The organism is Candidatus Methylomirabilota bacterium, from assembly GCA_035764725.1.
Taxonomy (GTDB): domain Bacteria; phylum Methylomirabilota; class Methylomirabilia; order Rokubacteriales; family CSP1-6; genus DASRWT01.
The window spans coordinates 22,239-38,132 of sequence record DASTYT010000031.1 but is presented as its reverse complement, the minus strand read 5'-3'; the positions used below and the strand labels follow the sequence as shown (position 1 = coordinate 38,132).

At 71.6% G+C, this 15,894-nt stretch carries 14 protein-coding genes; 12 read left to right on the top strand and 2 right to left on the bottom strand.

Annotation, left to right across the window (positions count from 1 at the left end):
- Nucleotides 1–79: 79 nt before the first annotated feature.
- Nucleotides 80–703, bottom strand: coding sequence for an arylesterase (locus VFX14_04595; protein ID HEU5188949.1), 624 nt, complete (start codon nucleotides 701–703; stop codon nucleotides 80–82).
- Between the two features lie 59 nt (nucleotides 704–762).
- On the opposite strand from VFX14_04595, the gene VFX14_04590 reads away from it, so the two are divergent.
- From VFX14_04590 to VFX14_04575, 4 genes are all read left to right on the top strand, one after another.
- The gene (locus tag VFX14_04590; GenBank protein ID HEU5188948.1) at nucleotides 763–1,437 is read left to right on the top strand and encodes an ABC transporter ATP-binding protein; all 675 of its coding nucleotides are present in this window, start codon (nucleotides 763–765) and stop codon (nucleotides 1,435–1,437) included.
- A gap of 1 nt (nucleotide 1,438) precedes the next feature.
- Entirely contained in the window at nucleotides 1,439–3,946 is a 2,508-nt protein-coding gene (locus tag VFX14_04585) for an FtsX-like permease family protein (protein HEU5188947.1), read from the top strand.
- A 13-nt stretch (nucleotides 3,947–3,959) separates the two neighbouring features.
- Nucleotides 3,960–4,817, top strand: coding sequence for an RluA family pseudouridine synthase (locus tag VFX14_04580; protein ID HEU5188946.1), 858 nt, complete (start codon nucleotides 3,960–3,962; stop codon nucleotides 4,815–4,817).
- A 103-nt stretch (nucleotides 4,818–4,920) separates the two neighbouring features.
- A complete protein-coding gene (locus tag VFX14_04575) occupies nucleotides 4,921–5,715 on the top strand; it encodes a glucose 1-dehydrogenase (GenBank protein HEU5188945.1) in 795 nt (264 codons plus the stop codon).
- 6 nt (nucleotides 5,716–5,721) lie between these two features.
- Here VFX14_04575 and VFX14_04570 read toward each other — a convergent pair whose 3' ends face one another.
- Nucleotides 5,722–6,870, bottom strand: a complete 1,149-nt coding sequence (locus VFX14_04570) for a phospholipase D-like domain-containing protein (protein HEU5188944.1) — start codon at nucleotides 6,868–6,870, stop codon at nucleotides 5,722–5,724.
- A gap of 425 nt (nucleotides 6,871–7,295) precedes the next feature.
- Here VFX14_04570 and VFX14_04565 point away from each other — a divergent pair, with 425 nt between their 5' ends.
- The 8 genes from VFX14_04565 to VFX14_04530 all read left to right on the top strand — a co-directional run bounded on the left by VFX14_04565 (nucleotide 7,296) and on the right by VFX14_04530 (nucleotide 15,725).
- Nucleotides 7,296–7,628 (top strand): BON domain-containing protein, encoded by a 333-nt coding sequence (locus VFX14_04565; protein ID HEU5188943.1) that lies wholly within the window; start codon nucleotides 7,296–7,298, stop codon nucleotides 7,626–7,628.
- A gap of 5 nt (nucleotides 7,629–7,633) precedes the next feature.
- On the top strand, nucleotides 7,634–8,329 hold the full coding sequence (locus VFX14_04560) for a M48 family metallopeptidase (protein HEU5188942.1): 696 nt from the start codon (nucleotides 7,634–7,636) through the stop codon (nucleotides 8,327–8,329).
- A gap of 8 nt (nucleotides 8,330–8,337) precedes the next feature.
- A complete protein-coding gene (locus VFX14_04555) occupies nucleotides 8,338–8,616 on the top strand; it encodes a hypothetical protein (protein HEU5188941.1) in 279 nt (92 codons plus the stop codon).
- Nucleotides 8,613–10,475 carry an AI-2E family transporter gene (locus tag VFX14_04550; protein HEU5188940.1) on the top strand — a complete coding sequence of 621 codons (1,863 nt, stop codon included), beginning with the start codon at nucleotides 8,613–8,615 and terminating at the stop codon, nucleotides 10,473–10,475. The genes VFX14_04555 and VFX14_04550 overlap by 4 nt, the downstream gene beginning before the upstream one ends.
- Nucleotides 10,472–11,491 carry a TIGR03557 family F420-dependent LLM class oxidoreductase gene (locus VFX14_04545; protein ID HEU5188939.1) on the top strand — a complete coding sequence of 340 codons (1,020 nt, stop codon included), beginning with the start codon at nucleotides 10,472–10,474 and terminating at the stop codon, nucleotides 11,489–11,491. The genes VFX14_04550 and VFX14_04545 overlap by 4 nt, the downstream gene beginning before the upstream one ends.
- A gap of 18 nt (nucleotides 11,492–11,509) precedes the next feature.
- The gene (locus VFX14_04540) at nucleotides 11,510–12,961 is read left to right on the top strand and encodes a phage holin family protein (protein ID HEU5188938.1); all 1,452 of its coding nucleotides are present in this window, start codon (nucleotides 11,510–11,512) and stop codon (nucleotides 12,959–12,961) included.
- Nucleotides 12,961–13,263, top strand: coding sequence for a hypothetical protein (locus VFX14_04535; protein HEU5188937.1), 303 nt, complete (start codon nucleotides 12,961–12,963; stop codon nucleotides 13,261–13,263). Before VFX14_04540 ends, VFX14_04535 begins: the two co-directional genes overlap by 1 nt.
- Before the next feature lie 380 nt (nucleotides 13,264–13,643).
- Nucleotides 13,644–15,725, top strand: coding sequence for a transglycosylase domain-containing protein (locus VFX14_04530; GenBank protein HEU5188936.1), 2,082 nt, complete (start codon nucleotides 13,644–13,646; stop codon nucleotides 15,723–15,725).
- Nucleotides 15,726–15,894: the final 169 nt, after the last annotated feature.

Genomic DNA, 15,894 nt, shown 5'->3' with positions numbered 1-15,894 from the left:
CCCTGGCTCAGGGTCACGGTTCGGGACGGAAGCCGGGTGCACTGCCGGCACTCATGTTAGGCCGAATGCCCCTGATTTTTCAACGTAGAAGAGGCGTGAGATGCGGCCACAGACGCGCGACGATGAGCCGATAGCCTTCCGCGGTGGGATGGATTCCGTCGGCCTGATTGAGCCGCCCCACCGCCCCCACCCCGTCGAGGAAGAACGGCATCAGCGGGACCTTGCGATCACGCGCGACGTCCGTGTACACCTTTTCGAACGCGGCCGCGTAACGGCCGCCGTAGTTGGGCGGCAGCCGCATCCCCAGGAGGAGCACGCGCGCGCCGCCCGCCTCGAAGCGGGCCACGATGGCGTCGAGGTTGGCGCGCGTCGTCTCGAGGTCCTGGCCGCGCAGGGCGTCGTTGGCCCCCAGCTCGACCAGCGCGATCTCGGGCTTGAGCTTGAGCGCCCAGTCGACGCGGCGAAGCCCACCCGCAGTGGTGTCGCCGGACACACCGGCATTGACGACACGGTACGGGAGGCCTTCCGCCCGCAACCGCGCCCCGAGCAGCGCGGGGTAGGACTCCTCGGGCGCCACGCCGTAGCCAGCGGTGAGGCTGTCGCCGAAGGCGACGATGACGCGCTCGCCCTGCGCGGTGGCGGGAGCGGCGAGCCAGAGCGCGGCGAGCGCGGCAAGGAAGGTGCGACGCACGAGCCGGGTCACGCGCGCGCGGCCTGCGGGAGCGGACACCTCATGTCGCTAGTGTAGTATGGGCCCCAATCATGGTCTCGATCGCCGGGCTCGGCATGCGTTTCGCGAGCGGCGGCCGGTCGGTGTCGGTGCTCTCCGACGTATCCCTCGAGGTGCCCGCGCGCCAGTTCCTCGCGGTGGCGGGCCCGTCCGGCAGCGGCAAGTCCACGCTGCTCGGACTCATCGCCGGCCTCGACCGCCCCACCGCGGGCACGATCACGGTGGGCGGCGTGAACCTCACGCGCCTCGACGAGGACGCGCTCGCGCGCTTCCGCCTCGACACCATCGGCTACATCTTCCAGTCCTTTCATCTCGTGCCGACCCTCACCGCGGAGGAGAACGTCGCGGTGCCGCTCGAGCTGGCCGGCGAGCCCGACGCGCTGCCGCGGGCGCGCGCGCTGCTCGGTGAGCTGGGCCTCGGCGAGCGCGCCGACCACTACCCCGTGCAGCTCTCGGGCGGCGAGCAGCAGCGCGTGGCGGTGGCGCGCGCGGTGGCGCGGCGGCCCGCCCTCCTGCTGGCCGACGAGCCGACGGGCAATCTCGACTCCGCCACCGGCGAGCGCATCATCGAGCTGATCGTGGGGTTGAACCGCGCGCTGGGCAGCACGCTCGTCCTGGTGACCCACGACGCGGCCCTGGCCGGTCATGCCGACCGTCTCGTCACGCTGCGCGACGGCCGCATCGTCTCCGACGAGAGGGCCCGCTGACATGTGGGCGCTGCGACATGGCGCGCGCGAGCTGCGCGGCGCGGGGCGCCACTTCGCCTACCTCGCCGCGTGCGTGTCGCTGGGCGTGGCTGCGCTGGTCGCGGTGGGCAGCCTCGGCCGCAGCGTCGAGCGCACCGTCGCCGCCTCCGGCAAGACCATGATGGGCGGCGACGTGGAGTTGCGCTCGAGCCAGCCGCTGTCCGCGGCGTCCGAGGCCGCCATCGCGGACACCACGGGGCGCGGCGCGGGCATCACGCGCATCCGCGAGCTGGCCGCGATGGCCCAGCCCGCGGCGGGCCGGGGCGACCGGACCCTCCTCGTCGAGCTCAAGGCGGTCGGCCCCGCCTATCCTTTATATGGGCGGCTCGAGACCCTCCCCCCCGCACCCCTTCCGGAGCTGATCGGCGGGGGCCGAGCCCTCGTCCAGGAGGCGGTGCTCTCGCGCCTGGGCCTCGCCGTGGGCGATAGCCTGCGCATCGGCGAGGCCAATTTCCGGGTGGCGGGGACGATCGCGGGCGAGCCCGATCGCGCGGTGGGATTCTTCACGCTGGGCCCGCGCGTGCTGATCGCCGAGTCCGACCTCGCCGCCACCGGCCTCGTACAGCTCGGCAGCCGTATCCGCCACCGGACCTTGATCAGGATCGCGCCGGGCGCCGACGTCGAGACCCTGCGCGATGCGCTGGCCGCTCGCCTCGGCGATCCCGGCCTGCGCGTGGCCGGGTACCGCCAGGCCCAGCCCGGGCTCCGGCGGTTCTGGGATCAGCTCACGACCTATCTCGGACTCACCGGCCTCGTGGCGCTGCTGGTCGGCGGGATCGGCGTGGCCGTGAGCGTGCGCGCCCTGCTGCGCCGCCGCCTCGCCACCATCGCCACGCTCAAGTGCCTGGGCGCGCCATGGCGGCGCATCTTCCTTGCATACCTCCTGCAGACCGCGGCGCTGGGATTCGCGGGCAGCGTGGCCGGCGCCCTCCTCGGCGCGGCGCTGGCCCGCTTTCTCGCGCCCGCGCTCGCGCGCCTGCTGCCCTTTCCGCTCGACTGGACCATCGCGCCGGCGGCGGTGGCACACGGGATCGCGATGGGCGTCGGGGTGACGCTGCTCTGCGCGCTGCCGCCGCTCGCCGAGATCCGCCGAGTGCCGCCCTCGCTGCTGCTGCGCCACGAGGTCGAGCCCCGTCCCCCCGGCTGGCGGGGCGTCGTGGCCGCGCTGCCCGTGGCGGCGGGTCTGTCCGCGCTCGCGCTCTGGCAGGCGGGCTCGTGGAAGGTGGGCGCCTTCTTCATCGGCGGCTTCGCGGGCGGGCTCGCCGTCCTCTATCTCGCAGCGCGCGCCGCCCTCGCCGGCGCGCGGCGCCTGCCCCGCGTGCGCTGGATCGCCTGGCGCCATGCCGTCGCGGGTCTACACCGTCCCGGCGGCCACGCCGCCGCCGTGCTCGTCACGCTCGGGCTCGCGGTGATGCTGGTGGTCGCGGTGGCCCTGCTCGAGGGCGCGATTCGCGCGGCCCTGTCGGGGCCGAGCGCTGCTCGCGCGCCCGCCTTCTTCTTCATCGACATCCAGCCCGATCAGGCCCCGGCCTTCGCGCGGCTCCTGACGGACCGCACCGGCGCGGCGCCCACGTTGATCCCGGTGGTGCGGGCGCGGCTCGCCGCGGTGAACGGCGAGCCGGTGAGCCGCGACGCCGGGCGGCGGGACGAGACGTGGTATCTCACGCGCGAGTACGTGCTCACGTGGGCGGCGGCGCGGCCGGAGCGGGACGTGATAACAAGCGGAGAATGGTGGACGCCGGCGGAGGCCGCCCGGGAGCCGCTCATCTCGGTCGAGGACGAGATCGCCAAGAGTCTCGGCGTCCGGGTGGGCGGCCGGCTCACCTGGGACATACAGGGCGTGCCGATCACCGCGCGCGTGACCAGCCTCCGCAAGGTCGACTGGCGCACGTTCGGCGCCAACTTCTTCGTGATCTTCTCGCCGGGGGCGCTCGACGGCGCGCCCACCACCTTCATCGCCACCGCGCAGGTGGCGCCCGCCGAGGCCGATCGTCTGCAGTCGGCGGTCGTGGCCGCGTTCCCCAACGTCTCAGCCATCCCCGTCCGCGAAGTCCTCGAGCGCGCGGCGCGGCTGGTCGACCAGATCGCGCTCGCCGTCCGCCTGGTCGCGGCGGTGAGCATTCTCGCCGGCCTCATCGTGCTGGCCGGCGCGCTCTCGATCACGCGCCACGAGCGTCTCTACCAGGCGGTGATCTGGAAGACGCTCGGCGCCACCCGCGGCCTCGTCGCGCGCACGTTCGCGGTGGAGTATGCGCTGCTCGGCGCCGCCGCCGGGCTCGCCGGCACCGTGCTGGCCGCCGCGCTCGCGTGGGGCGTGCAGCGCTGGGTGCTCGAAGTGCCGTGGCTCTGGCAGCCCGCCGCACTCGCCGCCGGCGTCGTCGGCGCCACCCTGCTCGCCCTCGCGGTGGGCTATCTCGGGAGCTATCGGCTCCTCGGCCAGAAGCCTCTCGCGGTGCTCCGCGGCGAATGAGAGCCCTCCTCACATGACCACGCTCGTCGAGCGGCTACGCGCGGAGTTTCCCGGCGCGTCGGGCCGCTCGATGAAGCAGTGGCTCACGGCGGGCCGCGTGCGCGTGAACGCCCGGGTGGTGTCGGACCCGCGTGTGGTCGTCGCTCCCCGCGACCGCGTGACGCTCGGCCCCGCGGCCGCGGCGCCCGCGCGGCCCGACGCCCTCCCGCTGGGCCTCGAGATCCTGCACGAGGACCGCCATCTCCTCGTCGTCGACAAGCCAGCGGGTCTGCTCACCATCGCCACCGAGAAGGAGCGTGACCGCACCGCCTATCGCGTCCTCTGGGATCTCCTGGGCGGCCGCCGTCCCGCCGCGCGACCGTTCATCGTGCACCGCCTCGACCGGGAGACCTCCGGCCTCCTCGTCGTGGCCAAGACGCCCGCGGTGAAGACGGCGCTCCAGGCGCAGTTCGTGGCGCGGACGGTGGATCGGGGCTATGTCGCGGTGGTGGAGGGCGTCGTGCGCAAGGACACGCAGACGCTGGTGGACCGCGTGGAGGAGGACGCCGCCTACCGCGTGCACATCGCCCGCGGCGTGCGCCGCGGCGGACGCGAGGCCATCACGCGCTATCGTGTGCGGGAGCGCGGGCGCGACGCGACGCTCATCGACATCGCGCTCGGCACCGGCCGCCGTCACCAGATCCGCGTCCAGCTCGCGGCCATCGGGCATCCCGTGGTCGGCGACGAGCGGCACGGTAGCCGGCGCGATCCGCTGCGCCGCGTCTGCCTGCACGCGTCGGTCCTGGGCTTCGTCCACCCCGGCACCGGTGAACCGGTGCGCTTCGAGAGCCCCGCTCCGGCCGCCTTCACCCGCCTCGTGCAAGGCGTATAATCGCGCTCGGCTGCGCGCTCGGTTGTTTCATTTATTTGTCATCAACATGGCTAAGCCATGTTGACCGTGGTCTAACCGGTCGGGGCAATCCTGGGAGGCCTATATGACGTCGCCGTTTTCTCTGGAGGGCAAGGTCGCCATCGTCACCGGCGGCGGCGTGGGCATCGGCAAGTCCATCGCCGTGGAGTATGCGCGGGCGGGCGCGGACGTGGTCATCGCCAGTCGCAAGATCGAGAATCTCGAGCCGGTCGCCGCCGAGATCAAGAAGCTCGGCCGCCGTACCTTCGCGCAGGCGGTGGACGTGCGTCAGGAAGACGCGGTGAAGGGGCTCGTGGAGAAGACGGTCAAGGACTTCGGGAAGCTCGACATCATGGTCAACAATGCCGGCGCGTCCTTCCGCGCCAAGGTGGAGGACATCTCCGCCAACGGCTGGAACACCGTGGTCGGCATCAACCTCAACGGCGTCTTCTTCGGCTGCAAGTGGGCGGGCCGGCAGATGCTGGCCCAGGGCGGCGGCGTCATCATCAACATCTCGTCCATCGCCGGCGTCTACGGCTCATCCATGATGTCGCACTACGGCGCCTCCAAGGCGGCCGTCATCAACTTCACCCGCTCCCTCGGCATGGCGTGGGGTCGCAAGGGCATCCGCGTCAACTGCATCGCCCCCGGGCCGGTGGAGACGGAAGGCTATCTGGACGTGCTCCACAAGACCAACCCCGACGCCCAAAAGGTCTACGACGGCGTGGCGAGCCGGGTGGGCATGGGCCGCTGGGGCAAGGTGGAGGAGATCGCCTACCCCTGCGTGTTCCTCGCCTCCCCCGCCGCGGCGTTCATCAACGGCGCGACCCTGCTCATCGACGGCGGGCCCTCGCCCAACTCGGGCGACGAGACGGTGTAGCCGCCCTCAGAGCTGCTCGCGGAGCGGGATGGAGAGCCACTCGAGCAGCCGCGTGACCGGCCCGCGCGCGCGCCATCGCTTCTCGTCGACGCGACGCGAGTGCGCCACGTCCTCGAGGAAGATCTTCTCGAGGCGCCCCGCCATCCCGCTGTCGTAGAGCGCCACGTTCAGCTCCTCGTTGAGGGCGAACGAGCGGTTGTCGACGTTGGCGCTGCCCACCGTGGCCCAGACGCCGTCTACCGCCATGGTCTTGGCGTGGAGCAGACCCGGCTGATACTCGTAGATCTCCGCGCCCGCCTCGAGGAGCTTCCCGAAGCCCGCGCGGCTCGCCTGGCGCACGATGTTGTTGTCGATCGCGCCCGGCAGCAACAGCACCACCCGCACCCCGCGACCGCACGCCTCGATGAGGCTTTTCGCCATCCGGTCGTCGGGGAGGAAGTACGGATTGGTGAGGAAGATGTTCCGGCGCGCGGACGAGATCGCGAGCAGGTACATGTTGTACATCGCGACGCTGCCGTTGGCCGGCGAGCTGCGCACCACCTGCGCCACCACCGACCCGCGCGCCGGCTGGGGCGCGAAGAAGGCGTCGCCGCCCAGCATCTCCCCGGTAGCCTCGAGCCAGTTCTCGGCGAAAGCGCCCTGGAGATCGTTCACCGCGGGGCCCTCCACGCGAATATCGGTCTCGCGCCACTGCCCCTTTTGCCGTCCGTCACCCATCCACTTCGAGCTGGCGCCGGAGCCGCCGGTGAAGCCGGTGCGCGCGTCCACCACGAGGATGCGGCGGTGGTTGCGGTTGTTGGCGTTGTCGGCCGTCCACGGGGTCAGCGGCCGGAAACGGGCCACGTAGCAGCCGGACTGCTCGAGCTCCTGGACGAGCTCCGGCGGCATCTTCAGGCTGCCGAAGGCGTCGAGGAGCACGCGGGCGCGGATGCCCGCGCGGCAGCGCTCGCTGATCGCCTTGACGATCTGCACCGCGGGCCGGCCGTCCTCATAGAAGTACTGCGCGTAGGTGATGGACTTGCGGGCGGAGTGGATTGCCGCCACCTGCGCCGGGAAGATCTGATCGCCGTTGAGCAGCACCTCCACCCGGTTGCCCGCGGTGAGCGAGGAGTTGGTGTACGCCTCCATCGTCGTGGCGAACGCCGGATCGCTCATCGCCAGCTGGGGAACCAGCAGCGGAGACCGGACGTGCGCGCATGCCGTGAGGATTACCAGCACCGTGCATGCTGACGCCGCGACCGATCGCAGGAGTCGGGTCATGGCGCTCTGTACGGCAGGATTCGTGCCAGCACCGAGCGATGCGGCCGAAAGTTGCGTGTCATCTTTCGTGCTGGGCTCACGCGTTTCTCCGCGCGGATGGGCCGCTCAGGGTCAGGACTACCGGAAGTGGAACGATTTGACCCAGGGGCTCGCCGCGCGCGCACCCCCGCTCGTTGGCCGCCGTTTCACGGTCCGGCTCCTGTGATTCCGGCTGTTTCTCGGCGGCGTGCCGCCCGACACCCGACTGGCATACGGCTTGCCCCCCTCTCCTGAGCGAGATGGTTCTCACCATCATCGAGGGAGATTCAGGAGAGATAGCTATGCGCATCGCCACTGGACATCTGAGGGCCCTGTCCCTGGTCCTGCTCGCCGCGCTCATGATCTCCGCCTGTTCGTCGAGTGCCGGCACCGTCGGGAGGACGACGGGCGAGAAGATCGACGACGCGACCATCACCGCCGAGGTCAAGTCCAAGCTCGCCGCCGAGAAGATCTCGACCCTGACCAAGGTCGACGTCAACACGACGCTCCGCACCGTGTATCTGAATGGTGTGGTGGAGAGCGAGGAGTTGAAGCAGCGGGCCGGCACGATCGCCGCCAGCGTCCGCGGCGTGAACGCCGTCATCAATAACCTGTCCGTCAAGGTCACCGGGTGAACGCCATGAAGACACTGGGAACTCTCGCGGCATTCGTGGCCGCGCTCACGCTCGGCGCCGCCTGCGCGGCGCCCGTCTCCAGCCCGTCGCCGTCCTCCGGCGGCGGCACGAGCAGCCCCCCGACCGCGAAGGCGCCCGCGGCTACCGCGAAGATCGATCCCGCCCAGGCCGAGCGGCTCAAGCGGGTGATGGTGCCGCTCATCCAGGCCGCTGACCACAAGCGACCCCTCAGCGAGATCAAGGTCGGGATCGTGGCCGACGATCACATCAACGCGGGCAGCGCCGGCGAAGGACAATACATCGTGACGACGGGGCTCCTGAGCAAGGCCAACGATCAGCAGCTGGCCGGCGTGCTCGCCCACGAGGTAGCGCACGACGACCTGGGTCATGTGGCGAAGGCGCAGCGCCTGGAAACGGGCCTCGCCATCGGCACGGTGATCCTCGACCAGATCTTCCCGGGCTCGGGCGCCATCGCACCAGTCGCGGGCACGTTGATCTCCCGCGCGTACGGGCGGAACGAGGAGTATCAGGCCGATGCGCACGGCGCCGAGCTGCTCAAGCGCGCCGGCTATTCGCCCAAGGTCATGGAGGAGACGCTGACGTGGCTCCTCAACAGCGAGGGGACCGGCGGCGGCGGCTTCTTCGCCACGCATCCGGCGACCGATGATCGCATCGCGGCCCTGCGCCGCAACACCCAGTAGTCACGGCCATGCCGTCCGCGGCACAGCGGGTCCAGGCGGAAGTGATCGTGAGCATCGCGCTCTTCATGCTCCTCGCCGCGGTGGTGACCCCGGAGCCGACGCCTCACGGCGTCGGTCTTCGGGGGGTGCCCCGTCGCAGCGCCCCGCGGGCCGACGTGCTGCGTCCGGTGCACACGCGGCAGGTGGAGGCCGCCGTCTGCCGAAGCCCGCGCGGGCACGCCGCCGCGCGCGACGCGGTTCCCGTGTGCGCCGCGACCGCGGGTCTCGCGCGGCCACAACTCCGGTGAAGGGGCGCGCGGTGCGCGTGGGCGGCGCGGCCCGGCTGACCCGTCCTCGCGTCGTGGCGGAGCGCCCGCCGGGTGAGCCGCTGCAGGCGCTGTATCGCTTCATCGTCTTCGCGGGCATCACGCTGGGGGTGGCGTGTCTCTACTGGGCGCGCATCGTGCTCATCCCGATCGCGCTGGCCATGCTGGGGACATTCCTGCTGAGTCCCCTGGTCTCGCAGGTGCAGCGCACCCGACTGCCCCGCATTCCCGCGGTGATCCTGGTCGTGACGCTCGCTCTCGCCCTCGCGACCGGGCTAGGCTGGGTACTCCTGAGCCAGGTCACGAGCTTCGCCGAGGATCTGCCGAAGTACCGCCAGACCATCACCCGCAAGATCAACGACCTGCAGAAGATGCGGCACGGGGGCACCTTCGAGCAGGTCGAGAACACCGCCAAGGACGTTCTCAAGCAGATCGACAAGGGGGGGCCCCAGGGCGAGAAGCCCGTGCCCGTCGTCGTCTCCCGGCCGAGCCCCCTCTGGCAGCTCCCCCACGTGGTGCACCCGCTGACCACGGCGTTCATGGTGCTCGTCCTCGTCATCTTCATGCTCATCCAGCAGCGCGAGCTGATCGGGCGCATCATCCGCCTCTTCGGCTACGAGCGCATGGCGGCCACCACGCGCCTGCTCGACGAGGCGGGCACCCGCATCAGCCGCTACCTGCTGACGCAGTCGATCATCAATGGATCGTTCGGGCTGGGCATCGGAATCGGGCTCGCGGTGATCGGCCTGCCCTTCGCGCTGGCGCTCGGCTCGCTCGCCGCCGTCCTACGCTTCCTTCCCTACGTGGGTCCCTGGCTCGCCGCCCTCGTCCCCCTCGTCCTGAGCCTCGCGGTGTTCGACGGCTGGACCCGGCCGCTGCTGATCCTCGGCCTCTTCGTCGTCACCGAGCTCACGGTGGCGTTCGTGATCGAGCCCTTGCTCTACGGCCGGAGCGCGGGCGTGTCCGCCATCGCCCTGCTCGTGGGCGCCGCGTTCTGGACCTGGCTGTGGGGCCCAATCGGGCTCGCCCTCGCCACCCCGCTCACGGTGTGCCTGGTCGTCGGTGCCCGTGCTGTCGCGGGGCTCGAGTTCATCGAGGTGCTGATGAGCGACGACCCCCCGATCGAGCCCTGCCTCACCTTCTATCAGCGACTGCTCGCGGGCGACGCGCGCGAGGCGGCGGCGGTGATCGCCGAAACCGCGCATCGCGTGTCCCTCGAGGAGGTGTTCGACGCCATCGTCGCACCCGCCGTCGCGCGGGCGCGCCTCGATCGCGAGAGCGACCAGCTCACGCGCGAAGAGTACGCCCACATGCTCGAGATGATCCGCGAGTTGATCGAGGAGGCGCCGCTCGGGAAGTCGGAAGAAGAGGCCGCCGCGGATGCGCCCACCCCGGTCCTCACCCAGATCGCCGGCTGCGCGGCGCGGGACGAGGCGGACGGACTCGCCCTCCTCATGCTCGGCCGGCTGCTCGCCCGCGACGGCTGCGCGCTGCACATCGCGCCCCCCGGCGGCCTCGTCGGCGAGGCGATGGCGGTGGTGGACGCGGCGCCGCCGGCGCTGGTCTGTGTCGCCGCGGTGGGGAACGGCGGCCGGCGGCGGATGCGACACCTCGTGAAGCGGCTGCGCCAGTCGCAGCCGGACACGCCGATCCTCGCCGCGCGGTGGGGCGCCGGCAATTCCTCGGACATGCGGGCGGATCTCGCGACGACGGGCGCCGACGACGTGGCCATCTCTCTGGCGGAAGCGCGCACCGAGATCCTCCGCCTTCTGCCCGCCGACGATATCAAGCCCGCCACCCCCCACGCGGTCGCGCGGGCCGGCACGGAGGTTCCGTCATGATCAGCCTCGGCTACAAGCTCTCGAGCGAGGAGCACGGCCCCGTCGATCTCGTTCGCTACGCCCAGATGGCGCAGGACGCGGGGTTCCGCTTCGCTCTCATCTCGGATCACTACCATCCCTGGATCGACCGCCAGGGCCAGAGTCCCTTCGTGTGGAGCGTCATCGGGGCGATCGCCCAGGCGACCCAGCGTCTGGTCGTGGGTACCGCGGTCACCTGCCCGACCATGCGCATCCATCCCGCGATCATCGCCCAGGCCGCGGCGACCAGCGCTGCGCTCATGCCCGGGCGCTTCTTCCTGGGAGTGGGCACCGGGGAAAACCTCAACGAGCACGTGGTCGGCGAGGGCTGGCCCGAGACGGAGATCCGCCAGGAGCGGCTGGAAGAGGCGATCGAGGTGATTCGCCTCCTCTGGAAGGGAGGGAACCAGAGCCATCACGGCCGCTACTTCACGGTGGAGAACGCGCGGCTCTACACCCTGCCCGACTCGCCGCCGCCGCTCTACGTCGCCGTCGGTGGGCCGAAGAGCGCCGATCTCGCGGGGCGCCTCGGCGACGGCATGATCGGCACCGATCCCGAGGCGTCCACCGTGTCCGCGTTCGACCGCGCAGGGGGTGCGGGCAAGCCGCACTACGGCGAGCTGACGGTGTGCTGGGCCAAGGATGAGAGCACCGCCCGCAAGATCGCGAAGGAGCACTGGCCGACCTCCGCGATGGAGAGCAACCTTTCCTGGGAGCTGCCGTTGCCCGAGCACTTCGAGGCGGTCGCCGAGTTGGTGACCGAGGAGCAGATGGCCGAGTCCGTCACCTGCGGGCCGGATCCCGAGCGCCACCTCGAGGCCATCCGCAAGTATGCCCGCGCGGGCTACGACCACATCTGCGTGCATCAGGTGGGCCGGGACCAGAAGGGCTTCTTCGAGTTCTACGGGGAGGAGATCCTGCCCGCGCTGAAGTCCATCAACACATCGGGGCGCAGCGACCGCAAGAAGGCGCGCGCGCGAAGGGGCCGCTCGAAGTAGCGGCGCGCGGGGCCGGTCATGGCGATTCTCCAGGCGATCTTCGCGTTCCTGGCTCGGTCCGTGGGCAAGATCTTCTCCGCCCTGTTCGACTGGGCGGTGGTGGCGCTGTTCGGCCGCGTGAGCGGCGTCCGGAAAACCGTGCTCTCGGTGGTGATGGCGGCCGCGGCCGCCTGGCCGGTACTACTCCTCGGCGTCGCGTTTCCGCGCCTCGCCGTGCTTGTCCTCGGCTTCATCCCCCTTTCCCGCAGCGTGCCGAGCGGCGTGGTCCGGTTGGCCTGGCTCGCGCTCGTGTTGCTGGTGCCCATCGGCGTCGGGATCGCGGTGCGCCTGCAGGGCGCCTCCAAGGACGGCCGGCCCCCATCGACGCTCAGGAGCCTCCTGCGCGGATTCCCCATCACCCTCGGTCTCGCCTGCGCCTTCGCGGTGCTGCTCATCACCGTGCCGGTGCTGCGCGTCGTCTCCGCGATTCGCGGCCGGCGCGACGTGCACGTGCCACTGGTGACGACACCCGAGAGCTATGGCGCCGCGGCCAGCCTCGTCCTGGGAGCGCTGCGCCGCCACGGCTTCGACGTCGCGCCCGCGCCCGCTCCCTGGTGGATGGCGCTGCCGTCGCACATCCTGCTTCGTCTCGGGCGGGGCGCCTTCGAGGGCTACGTGCTGGAGAAGACCGCCTACTTCCGGAACGACGCGCTGGAGGCGGCGCTCTACCCGAACGCCCTGCTCCTGCGCGGCACCGAGACGGACACCGCGCGGGCCCACGCGCTCACCGTGGAGACGGTCACCGGCCATCCCGACATGTTCCAGACCACCTCGCCGGGCGCGCAGGAGCTCGAGCGGCAGGTCCAGCGGGTCTGGGCCACGCTGAGGGTCGACCCCCGCGCCCATGTCGAGTCGCGGGCCCTCCTCGGGCGTCTCGACGAGATCGCCGCGGACATGGCGCGGCGGCCGCTTCCCTACGACGACTGGCAAGTCATCTATCGCGAGATCCTGCAGCTCGAGCGCGCGCTGCGGGGCGAGCGTCAAATCCTGGAGGCTACCGTGCCGAACGCCCCCGTACGTCGTCCCCCGCCGCCGCGCAAAGCATGGATCGGCAATCCCCGTCTGCTCTCCACGCCCCAGCTCGTGAAGCGCATCGCGGAGACTGGCTCACTCCTGGTCGAGAAGGAGGTGGAGCTGGCGCGAGAGGAGCTCAAAGCGGACGTGAAGGCCGAGCTGGGGGGCGCCGCGCTGCTGGGGGTGGCCCTCGTCGCCGCCCTCATCGGCGCGATCCTGCTGGTGGTCGCGGGGGTCTTCGTCCTCGCGTGGTGGATACCCGCGTGGGTCGCCGCCCTGGGCGTGGCCGCGCTCGCACTGGCCGTGGCGGGAGGGCTGGGCTTCCTGGGATGGGGTCGGGTCGCGCGTCGGCCGCTCGCGCTGACCATCAAGACCGTGATGGAGGACTGGCAATGGGTGAAGGAACGCATGGCGTAGTGGAAGCGCACGTCGAGCATCGCGGGACCACGCGAGCGGTCGAGACCGACGGGACGGGCGGGGAGCGGGTGCACGCGCTCGGACGCGAGATCACGGAGGTGCGCGAGCGCCTCGACACGCTCGTGGACGAGCTTGATCGGCGGCGCCACGCCGCCCTCGACTGGCGTGGCCAGCTCCGCCGTCACGCCCTCGGGCTCGCCATGACCGCCCTCGGTCTGGCGGCGCTGGTGAGCGCCGGCCTTGCCCTCCGGGCGGGAGCCTTCAGCGCCAGCCGGACGCGACGCAGATTCCGGCGGGGCTGAACAGCTCGACGACGGGTGGCGGCGGGGGCGACGGAGGCACGGGCGGCTCTGGCGGACCCGGCGGCGGGGGCGGCTGAGGCGGTGGTGGCGGGCGGCGCTCCCGGCGTACCCTCGGGTCGGTGAAGGCCTTCCTCTTCATGCCCGCCCGTGTTGCAAGGCGCGCGCCGCCGGTCCGGCGCCCGCGTAAGTGAGCGTCAGCGCGGCGCGCGCTGCGTACCGGCCCCTCATCGTGCCTGGTTCTGAAGCTTCCGACCCGGAAAGACTTACCCCTTCCGAGCGGTTTCGTCCTGCCGTCCTTATACGTCGCCAGGCACACTGTGAAATGTTCGTCGGTTACGTGTCCGGTCGCGTCGGCATCAGAGTTGCGTAGGGTTCCAACGATGCCTCGCGCTCGCCTCGTGATCACCTCATGCGTCGTCGTGGGCGTACTCGCAATCTCGCTCATTGCCGCGGCAACGTGGGCGTGGTTCGCCTACCGCCTGCCGACGGGACGGCCGGCACACACGGCACGCGTCCAGCTCCTCGTGGACGGCCAAGAGCTCGCGATGGTCGCGGTGTCCGCCGAATCGCGGGGGGCCGGAGGCGGCGCGGGGGACGGCGCGGCGTCGATCCAGGAATGGATGCCGCTGTCGCGCATTCCCACGCTGGTCAGGGCGGCCGTGATCGCCGCCGAGGATCAGCGCTTCATGCGCCACGTGGGCGTCGATCTGCTCGCGATCGCCCACGCGCTGGTGAGCCGGAACGGCGAATCCCCGTCTCTCCGCGGGGCCAGCACCATCACGCAGCAGCTCGCACGCAGCCTCTTCCTCACGCGCGAGCGCACCTGGTGGCGCAAGGCGCGGGAGGCGGCCATCGCGCTCTGGCTCGAGCGCCGCTACACCAAGGCCGACATCCTCGAGGCGTACCTCAATACCGTCTACCTGGGCCAGGTGGGCAGCGCCCCCGTGCTGGGCGTGGCCGCTGGGGCGCACTATCACTTCGCAAAGGACCTGAGCGCCTTGACCTACGACGAGGCGGCGGTGCTGGCCACCGCCATCCGCGCGCCCAGCCGGGCGTTCACGGAGGTCCCGTGGCGCCTCCGGGCGCGGCGCGACGTGGTGCTGCATGCCATGGCCGCTGACGGTGTCCTGTCCGAGCCGGCGCTCGGCACCGCCCTCGCCGCCCCCGTGCGCCTCACCGGGTCCCCGCGCAGCCGGGCTCCGTGGTTCGTCGAGCTCGCGCGTGAAGAGGCGGCCCGCCGGGTGCTCCCGGACGGCGCCCCGGTCGGGTCGAGCCCCACGCGCATCGCCACGACCCTGGACCGCGGGCTCACGCGCGTCGCCGAGGTGGGGATGCGCCGGGAGCTCACGCAGGCGGAACGCGCACGGAAGCTCCCCGAGGGAACGCTTCAGGCCGCGGTGGTCGCCATGGATCCGCGAAGCGGGCGCATCCGTGTGCTGGTGGGCGGCCGCGACGATCGCGACGGCGGCTTCAACCGCGCCCTTCGCGCCCGGCGCCAGCCCGGCTCCCTCTTCAAGCCGTTCGTGTACCTGGCCGCCTTCGAGGGGACAAGGGGCGCGGGAGGGCTGACGCCCGTCTCCCCAGTGGACGACGAGCCGCTCGCGGTGTGGTCGGCGGGGCGCGAGTGGACGCCGCAGAATCTCGATCACCGCTTCCGCGGGGTGGTCACCGTGCGCCACGCGCTCGAGGCCTCGCTCAACGTGCCCGCCGCGCGCGTGGCCCAGGAGATCGGCCCCGCCCGCGTCGTGCGTCTGGCGCGCGCCTTCGGCATCGAGAGCCCGCTCGCCGCGGTACCCTCGATCGCGCTGGGAACGTCCGAGACCACGGTGCTGGAAATGACGGCGGCCTTCGCGGCATTGGCGAACGGCGGCTACCGCGTGCGCCCGACGACCATCGACGACGCGGCGACCGCCGCAGCCCTCCGGCCGCTCCCGCCCCCGGTCCGCGTCGTCTCCCCCGAATCCGCCTTCATCGTCACCCACCTGCTGCGCGGCGTGATGAGCCGCGGCACCGGCGCCGCCAGCGCGCGGTGGGGTCTGCAGAGCGTGACCGCCGGCAAGACCGGCACGTCGGACGGCCTCCGTGACGCATGGTTCATCGGCTACACGCCCGATCTCGTGGTGGGGGTGTGGGTCGGCGCGGACGATGCGCGGCCCATCGGTCTCACCGGCTCGGAGATCGCCCTACCGATCTGGGCCACCGTGATGCAGGCGGCGGCGCGTCGCGCCCCGCCGCGCCCGTTCGTGGCACCCGACGGGATCGTGATGGCGCCGGTGGACGCGAGCGGCCGTCGGGTCTGCGGCGGGGGCTCCGCGATCATCGAAGCGTTTCGAGCCGGCAGCGAGCCGCCCCCGTGTGACGAGGGTTTGGTCGCCGCCGTGGCACCTTCCGGGGCGCCCGCCGCGAGCGTGTCCGCCAGTCCAACCATCAACACCGCCGATCGACCGGAGGTGGGGAGATGACCAAGGTCACCGGAGTCTCGAAGCGAGCCCAGCGCCGGGCGCGCCGGATGCTCTTCCGAGCGGACCGGCCGCGCCGGATCGATCGCTACATCAATTTCTTCGGCCAGCCCGGAACAGCCCCGTCTCCCGCGCTCGCCCTCAGACGGCAGGTGTACCGCCAGGCTTCATG